At 49.3% G+C, this 16,257-nt stretch carries 10 protein-coding genes and 1 riboswitch; all 10 genes read left to right on the top strand.

Going from position 1 to position 16,257, the window contains the following annotated elements; translation table 11 throughout:
• Positions 1 to 9: 9 nt before the first annotated feature.
• The 10 genes from PGL02S_RS14515 (at position 10) to PGL02S_RS14560 (ending at position 15,999) form a co-directional block, all read left to right on the top strand.
• Positions 10 to 1,857 carry a cache domain-containing sensor histidine kinase gene (locus PGL02S_RS14515; protein WP_036638815.1) on the top strand — a complete coding sequence of 616 codons (1,848 nt, stop codon included), beginning with the start codon at positions 10 to 12 and terminating at the stop codon, positions 1,855 to 1,857.
• Complete coding sequence (locus PGL02S_RS14520) at positions 1,829 to 3,361, top strand: response regulator transcription factor (RefSeq protein ID WP_036638817.1); 1,533 nt, start codon at positions 1,829 to 1,831, stop codon at positions 3,359 to 3,361. Before PGL02S_RS14515 ends, PGL02S_RS14520 begins: the two co-directional genes overlap by 29 nt.
• 124 nt (positions 3,362 to 3,485) lie before the next feature.
• Complete coding sequence (locus PGL02S_RS14525) at positions 3,486 to 5,183, top strand: ABC transporter substrate-binding protein (protein WP_036638820.1); 1,698 nt, start codon at positions 3,486 to 3,488, stop codon at positions 5,181 to 5,183.
• Positions 5,184 to 5,267: 84 nt separating this feature from the next.
• A complete protein-coding gene (locus tag PGL02S_RS14530) occupies positions 5,268 to 6,233 on the top strand; it encodes an ABC transporter permease (protein WP_036638823.1) in 966 nt (321 codons plus the stop codon).
• A gap of 2 nt (positions 6,234 to 6,235) precedes the next feature.
• The gene (locus PGL02S_RS14535) at positions 6,236 to 7,195 is read left to right on the top strand and encodes a carbohydrate ABC transporter permease (RefSeq protein ID WP_006208246.1); all 960 of its coding nucleotides are present in this window, start codon (positions 6,236 to 6,238) and stop codon (positions 7,193 to 7,195) included.
• A gap of 378 nt (positions 7,196 to 7,573) precedes the next feature.
• Entirely contained in the window at positions 7,574 to 8,581 is a 1,008-nt protein-coding gene (locus PGL02S_RS14540) for an AAA family ATPase (RefSeq protein ID WP_036638827.1), read from the top strand.
• Positions 8,578 to 9,876, top strand: a complete 1,299-nt coding sequence (locus PGL02S_RS14545; protein WP_036638831.1) for a DUF58 domain-containing protein — start codon at positions 8,578 to 8,580, stop codon at positions 9,874 to 9,876. The genes PGL02S_RS14540 and PGL02S_RS14545 overlap by 4 nt, the downstream gene beginning before the upstream one ends.
• Entirely contained in the window at positions 9,845 to 12,169 is a 2,325-nt protein-coding gene (locus PGL02S_RS14550; RefSeq protein ID WP_006208248.1) for a transglutaminase family protein, read from the top strand. Before PGL02S_RS14545 ends, PGL02S_RS14550 begins: the two co-directional genes overlap by 32 nt.
• A gap of 78 nt (positions 12,170 to 12,247) precedes the next feature.
• Positions 12,248 to 13,786 (top strand): glutamine-hydrolyzing GMP synthase, encoded by a 1,539-nt coding sequence (gene guaA / locus PGL02S_RS14555; protein ID WP_006208249.1) that lies wholly within the window; start codon positions 12,248 to 12,250, stop codon positions 13,784 to 13,786.
• 533 nt (positions 13,787 to 14,319) lie between these two features.
• A riboswitch (purine riboswitch) is annotated at positions 14,320 to 14,418 on the top strand.
• Positions 14,419 to 14,628: 210 nt separating this feature from the next.
• Entirely contained in the window at positions 14,629 to 15,999 is a 1,371-nt protein-coding gene (locus tag PGL02S_RS14560) for an NCS2 family permease (protein WP_006208251.1), read from the top strand.
• Positions 16,000 to 16,257: the final 258 nt, after the last annotated feature.

Raw genomic sequence — 16,257 nt, forward strand, 5'->3', positions numbered from 1 at the left:
GTGCCTTTTATGAAGAGGATGTTCGGACGGGGAAATTTCGTAAACGATATTCCACTGAAATATAAATTCTTTCTTATTTTTGTCATAGGTGTGCTGCTGCCTATTCTGGTGATTAACTTGATGTTCATGGATCGAATGTCGGAGCTGATCAGGGAGAGAGAAGAGCAGAACCTTGACATATCGATGGAGCGGGCAAGAAAGGATATCCATAATTTCATAGACGGCGGCGTGGCAGTAAGCCATGCTCTGAGCACCGATAAGACACTCTACGAAATGCTTGATCGGGAATATGAGTCCCAATTGGATTTCTATGAAACCTTTGATGAACAGCTGCGGAATCGGGTAATCAGCTACATTCCGGTCAACAACCAGATTCAGCGGATCAGTATCTTCACCGGCAATCCCTCCATTGTGTCCGGGGGCAACTATCATGTGATCAATGACGATGTGCTGGACAGTGATTGGTTTAAGCTGTGGAGCAATTCGACCCACCCGGTGCTGGTGGCAGCATACAGGGCAACGGAGGCGAATAACTCCGCTTCGACGGTTCCGTATTTAAGCGTGATTGAGAAAATGGCTTATTTTGATAACTATGACACCTATGAGAAGCTGCTTCGAATTGATATCGACTTAAGCAAAATCTATGACGTCATTGTACGGGAACGCGATTATCTGGATATGTATTTAGTAAACGAGAACAACGAGATCATCATGTCGGCCAGCAGCGGTTACGAGAGAGGGAAGTACGATGCTTATCCGGTGTTTGACTTGGAGCAATACGATGAAGAGGATCGGCACGTGTTCTCCATCGGAACGGCCAGGTATGTTAAGGGATGGAAGCTGATCGGCATAACCCAGGGCAATCGGATCACGAGCGCCATGCTGGACATGCAGCTGTTTACCGTCATTTTGGCAGCTGTGGTTACGCTGATCGCTGCGATTTTTATTACGGTTATGCTCAGGTCTTACAATTACCGTGTGAAGCGACTGTCCCGTCATATGCAGAAGGTGAGCATTGAGAAATTTGATCTGATCGAAATTGATGAAGGCCGGGACGAAATTGGCGGACTCATCCGTAATTTTAATCAGATGACAACGAAGATGAACTCTCTGATCAACAATGTGTATAAGCTGGAAATTCAGAAGAAGGACCTGGAGATGGAGCGGGTCCGGGCTGAATTGAACTTTTTGCAGAGCCAGATGAATCCCCATTTCCTGTTTAATACCCTTAACGCGATATTAGTGGTCTGTACGAAGAACCAATATTCGGATGTGACGGACATCATTAAGAGTTTGTCCAAGCTGCTCCGCAGATTATTAAGCTGGAGAGAGGATTTGGTCTCTGTTGAGGAAGAAATAAGGTTTATTGAAATGTATCTCAAAATCGAAAAGTTTCGGTTTCGGGATAAATTTGAATATCAATTCCATATCGATGTGGAAGCGCTTCATTATAAAATACCGAAAATGAGCATTCAGCCTCTCGTTGAGAATGCCTGCAAATACGGTCTGCAAACGGTGGATGGAGCCGGTCTTGTTACGATCAGCGCTTCCGTAGCCAGCGACTATCTTCATATCGTCATCTCGGATAACGGGAAGGGCATTGAGCAAGACAAGCTCCGGGACATCATCCTGTCGGTTCGCAACGAGCAATTCTCGGGCAACAGCTTTGGTATCCGAAATGTCTACCGGAGGCTGGAATTGTACTATAACGATCATGTCATTTTCAATATTGCCAGCAGCCCGAATCAGGGGACAACGGTTTCGTTCGAGATTCCGATCAAACTGCTGGAATTTCAGGAGCAAGGGAGCGGAGGAGGAGGGGAGAGCCATGACATTCAACGTGCTCTTGATCGATGATGAACCGGGTGCGCTGGAAGGGCTTGCGCTGTGGATTGATTGGAAACGCCTTGGGTTTAACATCTGCGGAACTTGCAGCAACGGACTTGAAGGGCTGCAGAAGATTGTTGAATATAAGCCGGATTTGGTCATCACGGACGTGAATATGCCGCTCATGGACGGACTTCTCATGATTGAAACGTGGCAGCAGGAGTATCCCGACAGCGGGGTTAAGTTTGTAGTCATGAGCGGATACAGCGAATTCGAATATGCAAGGAAGGCACTGCGCCATGGAATCAACCACTACATACTGAAACCTGTTATCGGGGAAGAGGCCGAGGAGGAATTGAGCAGGATTCATGAGGAGCTTGTGCAAGAGAAGAACAGATTCAATCTCGGGGTCATTGCTATGCGAGAAGAAGCCATTTCTCTGATCAAGCATTCACTGCTGGAGCTGCCGCTTAAAGATAGCGGGCTTGTGAAACTTCAGGCAATATCCTCGGCGCGTGAAGCATGGAGTTGCTGCCTGATCCAATCGGAGCCTTCCCTGATGGCAAGCGTCAGGGAGACGATTGCCAGTTTGTCCGTTCAGATGGAAGGAGAGTATGTGATCGATCTGGAACCGAACCGAATAGGTTTGGTTTATGGACATTCTGCAAGCGGAGAGAGCGAGTCTTCTGATACGCTGCGGGAGCTGCTCCACCGTCATGCCGGTCAGCGGTTGATTGCGTCAGAGGGAGCGACTGAGCCTTCTCTTCTGAATATCCATCGCTGCTACCTGACCGCGAAGGAAGCCATCGAGCATAAATTTTATGATACGGATTATGGTGGAAGCATTTCTTATCGTGAGATACGGGATCAACCGTTTCACTATCATTATCAGATCAGCCTGATGGATGATGTGATTAGGTCTGTGGAGCTGCTGGACAAGGCGGGGTTCCGTGAAGCTGCCACCATCGCGGCATCCGCATTTCGAGAGCTTTGGATCGCACCTGGAATTGTGAAAAAAATGGTGATCCATGTCCTGTACAAGATCATAGGCTTGGTGAAAGAGGCAGAGGGCGCTGAACCTCAAAATCTGTCCAGCAAATACAACGTAGCCGGATTAACAGACGGGGTCACCCATCTGGATGACTTGATCGGGGATTTGATACGCTGCGGCGAAGAGTGTATTGAGTTTCTGCTCGTACAGCAAGCACGGCAATCGCAAGGAGTAATACAAGAAATCAACCATTATATCCATTTGCATTACCGCGAGAATCTAACCATTAAGAGATTGGCGGAACTCTTTTATTTACATCCTGTCTATCTCGGCCAACTGCTGATTCGAAAGAACGGTATTGGCTTCAGTGAACTCATCCATAATTTGCGAATCGATGAGGCCACCGCGCTGCTGAAGCAGAACAAGCTCAAGAACAGCGAGATTGCGGATCGGGTCGGTTATAGCCACTACAACCAGTTTCTTAAGCATTTTGAAAAAAGATGGGGCATGTCGCCGAATGAATTCAAAAGCGGGATGTTCTAAAGTTTTTAAGGTTAATGCTTTAGTTATAGTATAGTCCGACTTTGAAAGCGTTTTTACAATATAGATAGGTTACAAGCATGCGGGTTCGTACACGATGTAACCACATTATTACGGAGGTGCTTTTATGGGGGGAAAGACAAAATCATGGCTTCGGCTCAGCACGGTATTGCTGTTGTCGCTCAGCGTTGTCCTTGGGGGCTGCGGGAGCGGAAACGGAAATAATGCGGCCACGCCGGAAAAAAAGGACTCCGCGGAACAAACAACACCCGGAACAGACGGGAATAAGGTAGAGCCATTTGAAGTCAGTGTCTTTATCGGCGAGGCTGGCCAGCAGCCGACGCCAGATAACAAAATTTATAAGAAGATCAAGGATGAGCTGGGTGCCAGCTTCAACTTTGAGTTTCTGGCTGGCGACATCAATCAGAAGCTGGGTGTCATGATAGCCGGTTCTGATTATCCGGATATGATGACTGGAAATACGAAGCTTACAGCTGCCGGTGCTTACATTCCACTGGAAGATCTCATTGAAGAGCATGCTCCGAACTTGAAGAAGCATTATGAAGATTACTGGAACATGATGAAGGACCCTAATGACGGGCATATCTATATTCTTCCGAACTATGGCGTGTTCAACGGTAAATTGAACAGCTCCTGGTATTCAGGACCGGCATTCTGGATTCAGAAGGCTGTGCTGGAGGAGTTCGGTTATCCGAAGGTCAAAACGCTGGACGAATACTTTGATCTGATCGGCAAGTACAAGGAAAAATATCCGACGATCGACGGCAGTCCAACGATCGGGTTCGAGATCTTGAACTATGACTGGAGAAACTGGGGCCTGTTCAATGCACCGCAGCATTTGATCGGACATCCGAATGACGGCGGTGTTGTTGTCAAGGATGGAGTTGCCGAGGTGTTTGCCAACAAGGATTACGCCAAGCAGTATTACCAGAAGCTGAACGAAATGAATGCGCAGGGTCTGATTGATAAAGAGACTTTTGTGCAGAACTACGATCAGTATCTTGCCAAGTTATCCAGCGGAACGGTTCTCGGGATGTTCGACCAGCACTGGAATTTCCAGAACGCTGAGAATTCCCTGATCACGCAGGGCAAGGACGAAAGAACGTACGTCGGCCTTCCGCTGGTCTATGATGAGAACACCAAGGATCATTATCGTGACCGTGCACCGCTCAATTTGAATAATGGATTCGGCATCAGCGTGAATGCCAAGGATCCCGTGAAGATTCTGAAGATGCTGGATGCGTTAATTACGGAAGATTGGCAGAAAGTGCTGAGTTGGGGGATTGAGGGCGAAGATTACATCGTGAATGAGGAAGGCCGCTTTATGAAAACGCAGGAGCAGCGTGATGCATTTACGGACGGAACTTGGAAATTGGCAAACAAAGCAGATGCGTTCTTCGGTTTCGCGCCAAAAATCGAAGGAAGCTTCAGTGACGGAAATGCTACGGATGCTGCGGCTCAGCCTGAGGAGTACAAAGCCGGTCTGAAGGAGTATGACAAGAAATTCCTTGAAGCGTACGGCTTCGACAGCTACGTGGATTTCTTCAGCGAACCGCCGGAGAATGAGGTTGCTTACCCGGCATGGACCATCGATTTAGTTGAAGGATCGGAAGCGAAGGTGGTCAATACCAAGCTGAACGACTTGTCTACCAAATTCCTGCCAAAAGCGATCCTGGCTAAACCGGCAGATTTCGAATCTGCATGGAGCGAGTATACGGCTGAAATCGGTAAGATCAACATTAAAGCCTATGAAGACCGCATTAATGAACAGATCCAGTGGAGAATTACGAACTGGAGCAAATAATGTTCAGGCAAGGTCAGGAGGTGGAGGGCGTGCAATTAGCCTTCCACTTTCTAAAATTAAGGTTTGTGGGGAGAGCAGCTTGATATGGATGAGACCTTAGCGAAAAAGAGAGCCGTCCGAAATCCCAAGAGGGGAAAGAAACAGCCTATCACATGGAACCTCATCAAAAATCAGAAACAGCTGATTATGATGTCCGTACCGCTGATGCTGTACATTATATTGTTTGCCTATGTTCCGGTATGGGGCTGGACGATGGCTTTCCAGGATTACAAGCCAGCCAAGGATTTCGGAGAACAAGCCTGGGTAGGCTTTAAGCACTTCAAGTTCCTGTTTACGGACGACAACTTTTTGCGCGTGCTGCGCAATACGGTGGGCATGAGTTTGATTAACCTCGTGCTCGGATTTGTTACCGCCATTATACTGGCGCTGCTGTTAAACGAAATCAAGAAAGTGTTTTGGAAAAGAACCGTTCAGACCATCTCGTATCTCCCTCACTTCTTGTCCTGGATTATCGTAACGGGCATCGTGGCTACCTCTCTTGCCTCTGACGGGATCATCAACGATCTCCTGATGAAACTTCAGGTGATTAAAGAACCGATCCTATGGCTGAGCGAAGGGAAATACTTCTGGGGAATCGTAGGGGGCTCCCATGTCTGGAAAGAGGTTGGCTGGAACACGATCATCTATCTGGCCGCCATCGCTTCCATCGATCCTGCGCTTTACGAGGCAGCTGAGATAGACGGGGCCAGTCGTTATCGCAAGATGCTTCACGTTACGCTTCCAGGCATCAAAGCAACGATCGTTATTTTGCTGATTATGTCCATCGGCCATATTCTTGAAGCTGGATTTGAAGTGCAGTATCTGCTTGGCAACGGGCTTGTGGTGGACTGGGCAGAGACAATTGATATATTCGTATTGAAGTACGGGATTGCCCAAGGAAATTACTCGATGGCGACAGCCGGCGGTATATTTAAGACGGTTGTCAGCGTCACCATGCTGCTGCTTGCCAACTGGACCGCGAAGCGGCTTGGGGAAGAGAGGTTGTTATAGACATGGCAAATCAACAACTCAGCCCGCAGAAAGCGGCAAATGCGCCAGTGAAGAAAAATATTGTAAGAAACCGTGTCGAGCCAGTTCTATTTAACACCTTTAACACGGTGTTCATGATTTTCCTTGTTATTGTTACGCTGTACCCGTTCCTCAACACAATTGCGGTATCGTTTAATGCCGGGAACGATACGATTCGCGGCGGAATCTATCTGCTGCCGAGAGAGTGGACGCTGCAGAATTATAAGGCTGTATTCGCCTCAGGAACGATCTACAATGCATTCTGGATTACGGTGGCCAGAACCGTTCTCTCAACCGTATTGAATATCTTCCTGACCACGATGCTGGCATACACTTTAAGCCGGCGGGAATATGCCTTCCGCAAGCCGATTACGCTTGTTTTTGTATTGACGATGTACTTTAACGCCGGTTTGATTCCAGGATATTTCCTGATCAAGGACCTGAACTTGCTGAACAGCTTCTGGGTATACATTCTGCCGTCCATGGTGAGTGCCTTCAACCTGATCGTGATTCGCACCTACATCGGCACGCTGCCCGAAAGTCTGGTTGAATCGGCAAGAATCGATGGAGCGGGGGATTTCAAAATCTTTATGCAGATCATATTCCCGCTGTGCAAGCCGGTTCTGGCTACGATTGCTCTTTTTGTAGCGGTAGGCGCATGGAATACATGGTTTGATGCATTCCTGTATACATCTTCCACGCAGAAGCTGAGCACGCTGCAGTATGAGCTCATGAAACTGCTGTCGTCCAGCATGAATTCCAACAGTAATCCTAATGTGGCCGCAGGGGCCGGGATGACTCAGGATTCAGCGACTGCTATGGTAACGCCCTTATCCATACGGGCTGCGGTTACGGTTGTAGCCTCCGTGCCCATTCTGGTCGTTTACCCGTTCTTGCAGAAGTATTTTGTAGTCGGATTGAACGTGGGCAGCGTAAAAGAATAAAACCGTTGCACAAAATGCCAAACTCCTATCATGCAGATCATGAGGGCAAGCATCCCGTGTTATAGTGAAAATCGGCGGGGGACCCGGACGGTTAAGGCTACGAATCAATCATTCATGCGATAGAAAAAGCGATTACTCTGATCTTTTTTAGGTCGGGTAACCGCTTTTTCTTTTGCTCGGCTAAGAAAGAAGGGGATCATCAACCCAGCTGCGATGGGGCGCAGATCATTCCGGTTTCTATATGAGTGAGGCAGTAGAAGCTTCCAGGTTTTCTAGTAAATGATGTCTATCTTCCTTCTTTCTTGGAAAACCTATTCATAGATTCTAAATTTCGAGTGGTTCTAAATCTAATAATCTATGAATACAGGTTGGAGGTTGATGTTCTTGTTTAGTTCATCCATACATGCTGAAGAATCAAATCTTCCGGAATGGGCGCCTGATCTTCTGGGGAGAGTTACCAAGCGGGTTGGCAGTGTCATTGTTGGACATGAGGAGCAAATTTCGTTAACGATGATGGCACTGCTGGCAGGCGGACATGTGCTGCTGGAGGATGTGCCGGGAGTCGGGAAGACGATGCTGGTGAAGTCGGTGGCAGCATTAATTGGCTGCGACTTCAGCCGGATTCAGTTTACTTATGATTTAATGCCGGGGGATATTACGGGCGCATCGGTCTATTATCCTCATACGGGTGAATTCGTTTATAGGCCCGGACCGGTAATGGCCAATATCGTATTGGCCGATGAGATTAACCGGGCGTCGCCGCGGGCGCAATCTGCGCTGCTTGAGGCGATGGAAGAAGGACGCGTCACCGTGGATGGTCATACGTATCCGCTGCCAGCTCCGTTCTTCCTGCTGGCAACGCAAAACCCTTATGAATACGAAGGGACAAGCCGTCTGCCGGAGGCACAGCTCGACCGGTTTCTCATGCGATTATCGCTCGGATACCCCAACATGGAGGGGGAACTGGAGCTCCTGCAGCGGGGAATGGGCAGCCCGAGGCTGGAGGATCTTAAGCCGATCATGATGGGGTCCGAGCTCATGAAAATGCAGCAGATGGTTTCCCGTGTATTTGTGGATGACAGCATTAAGCGCTACATGGTCAGTGTTGCCGATGCTTCAAGGAAACAGCAGGGCGTGTCTCTCGGGATCAGTCCAAGAGGAACGCTGGCCTGGCTCCGTGCTTCGCAAGCAGCCGCATTTTTGACAGGCCGAATGTATGTCATTCCTGATGATTGCCTTCGTGTCGCTGTACCTGTGCTGACCCATCGCATCCATCTGGGGCATGATGCACGCGCAGCAGGAGTCACCCCTTATGAAATGGTAGAGTCCATCATTACGAGGTTTGATCTTCCCCGTCAGCGAAGCCGGAAGGGAAGTTTGTCATGAGACGCGGTTTGCTGGAATGGTCGAGGGGGATCGCCATCTGGTTCGCAGCGCTTGGGCTCTATCTGTGGTTAGGCGGGGAATCGCTTCGATTTGTATGGTTAGCGTGTACGTTTCTATTGTTATGCGGGGGGTTAACGAGTTTGTTCGGTCCAACCCGGATGACCATTTCCCGTAGAAGTTCCCCTGCCTGCATACAGGCGGGAGATTCCATTGAGATGACCGTTCAGATCACCTATCGCTCGGTGCTGCCTCTTCCATGGCTCATCGTAACCGATCGGATGGGTGGCAGGGAATATCGCAAGCTTCTGTTTCCTGGCATGCGCAAGCGGCTCGAGTATACCTACCGTCTGAACCAGGTTCCCCGCGGAGTCTGGTCTTCAATCTATAGTGAGGTGGAATGGGGCGATATGTTCGGCTGGTTCAGGACATGCCGGAGTCTGCAAAGTGACACTGGCGGCTTTATCGTACTCCCAAGGCCCATGAAGTGGCCCGAGGCCCAGGTGCTTGTGCAGGGAAGCGATATGGACAGAGAGGATGAGCGTGCACGGGTGAGGGTATGGAAAGAAACGAGAGGTACCGGCGTCCGTGATTATATTCCCGGTGATCCCATGAACCGGATTCATTGGAAGAACTCCGCGAAGCTTGGACGTCTGCAATCTTTTATGCCGCATGAAGGTTACGGGGTAAGACAGGGAATTGTGCTGGATACAGCGCTCCAAGGTTACTTCGGATATGAAGGAGTGAAACCGGAGGATGCTTTCGAAGAAACCGTATCTGTCGCAGTAGGACTGGTAACACAGCTTCTTCGCGACAGAATGCCATTCAAGCTGCGAATGGATGGGGCTGGTGTAGCGAATCAGCCTATCGAGTACAAAGGAGCTTCCTCAGAGCATCATCAGGATATACTGCTGCCGTTTGCTTCCGTTCAGCTGGCTGAGAAGGATTCTGTACGGAGGCCCAGGTTTGAGTTTTCACATAACTCTTCAGAGAAAAATACGGAATGGGCTGTAATGACAGGTGTGTTCCATAAGAATGTGGCTGTTACCGGAATAAACCTGCTGAATGAAGGCAGCAGAAAAGTGACCATTTACTGTACGCAAATGGCAAAGCGGATGAAATCCCCTGTAAACGCATCGCCTGTTCAAGGGGGAGATCAGGATCACCCGGAGTGGGCGCATGAATTTTTCAGCAAAGGCGGGAAGCTGGTTTATTTGCAAGAGTTATCGGCTTATGAGAATTCAACCCGGATAGGGGGTGCCGGGTATGAGAGGATCCAGCAACAGCTCGTCCGTTGAAGCTGGCCGTCGGGGGAGTCAGAGGTTGGAAACCAAGCTCCTGCCGAATTTGTTTCATTCCCGATTAACACACGGAACGCTGCTTCATCGTTTTCTTATTACATTGCCTGTGTTGGGGCTCCTGTCAGAGTGGCTCCTGCCGCTTCACGCTGCGGGAGAGGGGAGCAGCTACCTTGTGCTGCAAGCCTTATCCCTCTGGGCTGTATTTCTGCTGCTGCAAGGATTGTTTACGTGGCGAGGCTGGGTGTGGCTGCCGCTGAATGCCGTACTGGTAATTTGGCTATGCTCCCAATTATTCGATTATCGGAATCCGCTCGCGTGGTTTGTTGACTACGCTTCGGCGATACTTCCGGATGATGCTGCGGCATTCAGTCGTGCGTGGGAGTTTACAGCGTTAAGCCAGGAGACGAGGACCATCGTCCTGCTCGTTGGGTGGGGGATTATGGTATCTGCCGTCCATATGCTGGCATTACACCGCCGGACCGTCTGGCTGTTTGGCGGTTCGACACTGCTTTATTTAGCTGTGCTGGAATCTGCCATGGAGGAGAGCATCTATCGTGATATGATGCGGGCTGTGTTGTATATTTTGCTGGCACAGGGCATGATGCTGATTCTTAAGCTGAAGCAGGAAACCGTCGAGGGTGCGTGTAGCGATATACAGGTCCATGAGCCTGTAAAAGTCGGTCGCTTGTCGGGATTGCCCGTGCTGCGATGGGGTCTGATTGTGCTGGCAACCTCATTTCTGATAACAGGAGTTACCCGAATGGGAGGAGCCTTGAGCGAGCCTTCGGCAGGCATGGGGTTGTCTTTAACCGAGGTGGCCGAGCGCTTGTCGGGCTGGGGGGAGCGGCTCCGGGGAAATACAGAGCCAGCGGTTCCTGCCTCCCAGGTTACGGGTTATGCTGCTCAGGGAAAAGATTTAGGCGGGCCGCTGACGCTCAGTGATGAGCTGTATTTTACGGCGCAGTCGCCTGTGCGCACCTATTGGCGGGGAGACACTTATAACCTGTATGACGGCCGAAAATGGGGGATTGATCCTTCCATCCGCAAGTCGGTCAAGGTATCCGAAGATCTGAGCGGGATCCTGCCCTTCTGGGAGCGGCCTGCAGGAAACACGCTGGTTCAGACGCTGACTTTTGACAAGGATACGCCCATTCAGACGCTTCTGGCAGGAGGCATCATTACCCGCGTGAATGAGATCCAATCTTCCAGGGAGAGAGGGGCGCCAACCTTATCCGTTGATCGGCTCTCCGAAAGTGTATCTTTACAAGGCCAAAGTGCGGTAACCGGTTTTACCATTGAATCTTTATACGATCAGCCTGATGTGCCATCACTTCGAAGTGCGTCTGGTGACGATCCGGAATATATGAAAGAAATGTACCTGCAGCTTCCCGAACAGCTGCCGCTTAGAGTACGCAATTTAGGGGAGGAGATCACCTCGACAGCTGCGAACAGGTATGAAAAGGCCGAAGCTATCGAATCCTATTTGGAGCAGAACTATACGTATTCGCTGCAAACATCGGTGCCGCCTGAGGGTACAGACTTTACGGATCATTTCTTGTTTGATACGAAGGAAGGGTACTGTGTTCATTTTGCTACAACGATGACCGTACTTCTCCGATCTGAAGGCATCCCCGCACGCTATGTAACTGGATTTGCACCTGGCGAGCGGGTCGCGGGAACGGTCGATCGGTACGAGATCGCACAGAAGAATGCGCATGCCTGGGTTGAAGTCTTTTTTCCCGATCATGGCTGGGTGACGTTTGATCCGACCCCCGGGTTTGGCATTGAGCCGATGTCGCCACTTTCGGTTGCCAGCGATTCAGCTCCTGCCGGGTTTAAGCCTTGGTTAGACTTCTGGGATTCCGTCATTAACGCAGCCGTTAAAGTATTACTTCTGATATCCGTGATCGGTCCCGTGATGTTTGGGGGCTTACTTCTGCTTATTCTTCCTGTCATCGTGGCAGTCATTTATCAAATTCCGGCCGTTCGCGAGAGGTTTGCCTTCATCAGGATGGCCAGAACGATAGCGGTAAGCAGGCGTGAGGGTCTTGTATCCGCTTCCGTACTGGTTTGGGACAAGCTGCAGCGCCGGTTTGGAGCCTTGGAGAGAGGGCAGACCCTTCGTCAATATGTCCATTCCTTGTCGATTGCCGATGTCGAATTCAGAGCGGATCTGGAGCAGTTTGCACAGCGCTGGGAGCGGGCGGCATACAAGGACGAACCTTGGTCCCGTACGGAAAAAGTACTCTTTTTACGTCAATGCATCCGAATTGTCAAAAAACTGGCATGAAAACAAAGGGCCCTCTTTCTTGACGGTATGAATTGGGGTTGCGTATAATTAATTTCATTAATCAAGGGAGGCCCGGTAATGAATAAGCCTAATGAAATCATCGTAGTTTTGGACTTCGGTGGACAGTACAACCAACTTATAGCACGACGCATTCGCGATCTTGGCGTTTATAGTGAGCTTTTGCCATACAACACGCCCGTCGAGAAGATTAAAGCTCTTTCCCCGCGCGGCATTGTTTTCTCAGGAGGTCCTTCAAGCGTATACGCTGAAAATGCGCCGCATGTGGATCCTGCCATTTATGATCTGGAGCTGCCGATTTTTGGTATTTGCTACGGTATGCAGCTTATGGCTCAGCAGCTGGACGGCAAAGTGGAACGCGCCTCGAAGCGCGAGTACGGTAAGGCCGAATTGGAATTTGCTCCGAACTCAACGCTTGTAAAAGGGATTGAGCAAAAACAAACGGTATGGATGAGTCATGGCGATCATGTGGTATCGCTGCCTTCCGGCTTCAAGCTGGATGCAGGAACGGAATCTGCTCCGATCGCAGCCATGAGCAACGAAGAGAAGAAGCTGTATGCTGTTCAGTTCCATCCGGAGGTGCGTCACTCCGTTCATGGTAATGAGATGATCAAGAATTTCCTGTATGAAGTGTGCGGTTGCGAGGGCAACTGGAGCATGGAGACTTTCATCGAGGATCAGCTTCGTGAAATCCGTGAAGTTGTCGGCGAGCAAAAAGTACTGTGCGCACTGAGCGGTGGCGTTGATTCCTCCGTTGTAGCGATGCTGATTCACAGAGCCATCGGTGATCAGCTGACTTGTATGTTCATCGATCATGGTCTGCTGCGCAAGGGCGAGGCTGAGAGTGTTATGGAGACCTTCGTTGGCAAATTCGACATGAAGGTTGTTAAGATTGACGCTCAGGAACGCTTCATGTCCAAGCTGAAAGGCGTAGACGATCCGGAGAAAAAACGTAAAATCATCGGCAACGAGTTCATCTATGTATTTGATGAGGAATCCAGCAAGTTTGATGATTTTGCATTCCTGGCTCAAGGTACGCTCTATACCGATATCGTTGAGAGTGGTACCGAGACGGCGCATACCATCAAATCTCACCACAATGTTGGCGGGCTGCCTGAAGACATGAAGTTCACGCTGATCGAGCCATTGAAAGCTCTCTTTAAGGATGAGGTTCGCAAGGTGGGCGAAGAGCTTGGCTTGCCTGAAGCAATCGTGCACCGTCAACCTTTCCCTGGACCGGGTCTGGCGATTCGTGTACTGGGCGAAGTGACGGAGGACAAGCTGCAAATCGTTCGTGATTCCGACTACATCCTGCGTGAAGAAATCGCCAAGGCTGGCCTGGATCGCGAGATCTGGCAGTATTTCACGGCGCTTCCGAACATGAAGAGTGTCGGCGTAATGGGTGACGCGCGTACGTATTCCTACACCGTAGGCATCCGTGCTGTAACTTCCATTGACGGCATGACGGCTGACTGGGCGCGTATCCCATGGGATATTCTGGAGAAGATCTCCGTGCGCATCGTGAACGAAGTCGAGAACGTCAACCGCATCGTGTATGACGTGACGTCCAAACCACCAGCAACGATCGAGTGGGAATAGGATCGGAATAGTAAAATATACGCTCCCTTTCATTTGCTTCTTTTGGCAGATGAGAGGGAGCGTTTTTTATGTCCAAAATGACTTGGACAGAAGCTGTATTATGGCCTGGCGATTCAGGCAGAAGCTTCTATGGCCTAGAGATTTGGGCAGAAGCTTCCATGGCCTAGAGATTCGGGCAGAAGCTTTTTTCCAAGAGGCTAATCATTTCTTATGTCTGATCACCTAATACAATTATAGGGAGAGGCCTCGGTGCAGGGCTATTTTGTCTTTTTTTTGTATTTTTATTCTATTTATTGAAGCACCAAGCTAGAGTGAACACCAGAATGATTTTAACTCTTTTCAACGCCACTGTGCGCAGTATCCCACGTTCTGGGGTTGTTTTTTGTCGTATGCGGTCCATTTGTCCTAGATGGGATATGACAAGTGGAGTCAATTTCCGAACGTTTCTTTAAATTAACAAGTTTAATATTCGTTTTTGTTATTGACAAGCTTGGGCTTCTCGTCCTAGAATATGTGTAGAAACTGACATGACAACAACAAATAACGAGCTTTTTCGTATAATCCCGGGAATGGGCCCGGGAGTCTCTACAGGTCACCGTAATGATCTCGCTACGAAAAGAAGAGCGGCAATATAATGATGCGGACTCGTCCAGCATTCGAGACCGGCCAGCTAGATGGAGCATTGCTCCTGATCGGCTGTCGGTTATTCGATAAGGATGCTGCCCGGCAGCATGCGAATGATTGTTTTGCGGCTCTTTTTTCAAGCGACGGCCCTGGGGATCTATCCTTAGGGTCTATTTGTGTGTTGCCGTGTCATTAATTTTAAGGGGGATATCTCTACAATGGAGCGTTTCTTTAAGCTAAAGGAACACGGAACAAATGTAAGAACCGAGATTATTGCAGGCTTGACCACTTTTATGACCATGGCTTACATCCTGCTGGTCAACAATCTGTTCTTGGGTCCTGAGGGCGCGGGCATTCCGCAGGAAGGCGTGTTCTTCGCCACTGCAGTCGGTGCGGGTCTTGTGACGATGGCGATGGGCTTTTTTGTTAACATCCCGGTTGCATTGGCACCTGGTATGGGATTGAATGCGTATTTCATGACCGTCGTGTTAAGCTCAAATGGAGCGATTACCTGGCAGGCGGCACTCGGCGCCGTATTTATCTCCGGTATCGTCTTCATCATTCTTACGGTAACGAAGGTTCGCCAAATGCTGTTGACGGCAGTTCCGAATAACTTGAAGATTGCAATCACAGTCGGTATTGGCTTGTTCATCACGATTGTTGGACTTAAGCTCGGTAATATTGTTACGGCTTCGATTAATCCGGGAACCGATATTACTCATCCTGTACCGGGCGGTGCCTTCAACCTGGGCTTGGGGAATTTCGTTGAGAACAAAGATACACTGCTTGCGATTATCGGCCTTTTCCTGATCGCCATCCTGATGGTTCTGAAGTTAAAAGGCGCTTTGCTTATCGGTATCGTGCTGACAACGCTGATCGGTATTCCTATGGGAGTTACGGATCTGTCAGGTCTGAGCGGTGCAAGCTGGATTCCTTCATTTGATAATCTGGCTGTCGGTCAGATGGATCTGAAGGGTGCGCTTGGCATTGGTCTAATAGAAGTTATTTTCATTTTTACATTCGTTGAATTGTTTGACACGTTCGGTACGCTGGTTGGTACGGCAGGCCGCGCCGGACTTCTGAAGAACAAAGAGGAAGGCGAGAAGAAGCTTGGTAAAGCGATGCTCGTTGATGCCGGCGGCGTAAGTGCGGGTGCGTTCCTTGGAACGAGCACAATCACCGCTTTCGTGGAGAGTACTTCCGGTGTTGCTGAAGGTGGACGTACAGGCTTGACTGCTGTAACGACAGGTGTGCTGTTCATTCTGGCATTGTTCTTGGCTCCAATCGCTTTGGTTGTTCCTTCTGCCGCTACAGCTCCGGCGCTTGTCATTGTCGGCGTACTGATGATGAGTCAGGTACGCGATATCGACTGGGATGATTTCATGCAAGCTTTCCCGGCATTCTTGACCATCATCCTGATGCCTTTCACTGGCGGTATCGCTAACGGCATCTCCGCTGGTATCATTGCTTATGTGGTACTGGCTGTGTTCGGTAAGCTGACTGGACGCACAGATACGAAGGTGCATTGGCTGATGTGGATCCTGTTTGTGATCATTTTGATCCGCTATGCTTTCCTGGGTGCTGAATAACAATTTCATAGTTGTTGCATAATAGAACCGTCTCGTTCAGAGGCGGTTTTTTTTATTTTAAAAAAATGCTTGCATAGTAACTAAGTCATGTGGTATATTCTAATTCCGGCCGAGAAAACACGGTTGGCACACGGTTCGAAAGTAAACAAGCCAAATGAATTTGAAAAATAAATTCAAAAAAAGCTTGTAACGATCGAGCGGATGTGGTAAGATATAAAAGTTGCTAACGAGATAAATTGTTGGTGACAAGCAAGAAAG

Source organism: Paenibacillus glucanolyticus NBRC 15330, assembly GCF_004000885.1.
Taxonomy (GTDB): domain Bacteria; phylum Bacillota; class Bacilli; order Paenibacillales; family Paenibacillaceae; genus Paenibacillus_AQ; species Paenibacillus_AQ glucanolyticus.

What these genes read in the sequence shown, in the direction of transcription:
- PGL02S_RS14515 (WP_036638815.1), top strand. Translation starts at nt 10, where the DNA reads ATGAAGAGGATGTTCGGACGGGGAAATTTCGTAAACGATATTCCACTG.
- PGL02S_RS14520 (WP_036638817.1), top strand. Translation starts at nt 1,829, where the DNA reads ATGACATTCAACGTGCTCTTGATCGATGATGAACCGGGTGCGCTGGAA.
- PGL02S_RS14525 (WP_036638820.1), top strand. Translation starts at nt 3,486, where the DNA reads ATGGGGGGAAAGACAAAATCATGGCTTCGGCTCAGCACGGTATTGCTG.
- PGL02S_RS14530 (WP_036638823.1), top strand. Translation starts at nt 5,268, where the DNA reads ATGGATGAGACCTTAGCGAAAAAGAGAGCCGTCCGAAATCCCAAGAGG.
- PGL02S_RS14535 (WP_006208246.1), top strand. Translation starts at nt 6,236, where the DNA reads ATGGCAAATCAACAACTCAGCCCGCAGAAAGCGGCAAATGCGCCAGTG.
- PGL02S_RS14540 (WP_036638827.1), top strand. Translation starts at nt 7,574, where the DNA reads ATGTTCTTGTTTAGTTCATCCATACATGCTGAAGAATCAAATCTTCCG.
- PGL02S_RS14545 (WP_036638831.1), top strand. Translation starts at nt 8,578, where the DNA reads ATGAGACGCGGTTTGCTGGAATGGTCGAGGGGGATCGCCATCTGGTTC.
- PGL02S_RS14550 (WP_006208248.1), top strand. Translation starts at nt 9,845, where the DNA reads ATGAGAGGATCCAGCAACAGCTCGTCCGTTGAAGCTGGCCGTCGGGGG.
- guaA (WP_006208249.1), top strand. Translation starts at nt 12,248, where the DNA reads ATGAATAAGCCTAATGAAATCATCGTAGTTTTGGACTTCGGTGGACAG.
- PGL02S_RS14560 (WP_006208251.1), top strand. Translation starts at nt 14,629, where the DNA reads ATGGAGCGTTTCTTTAAGCTAAAGGAACACGGAACAAATGTAAGAACC.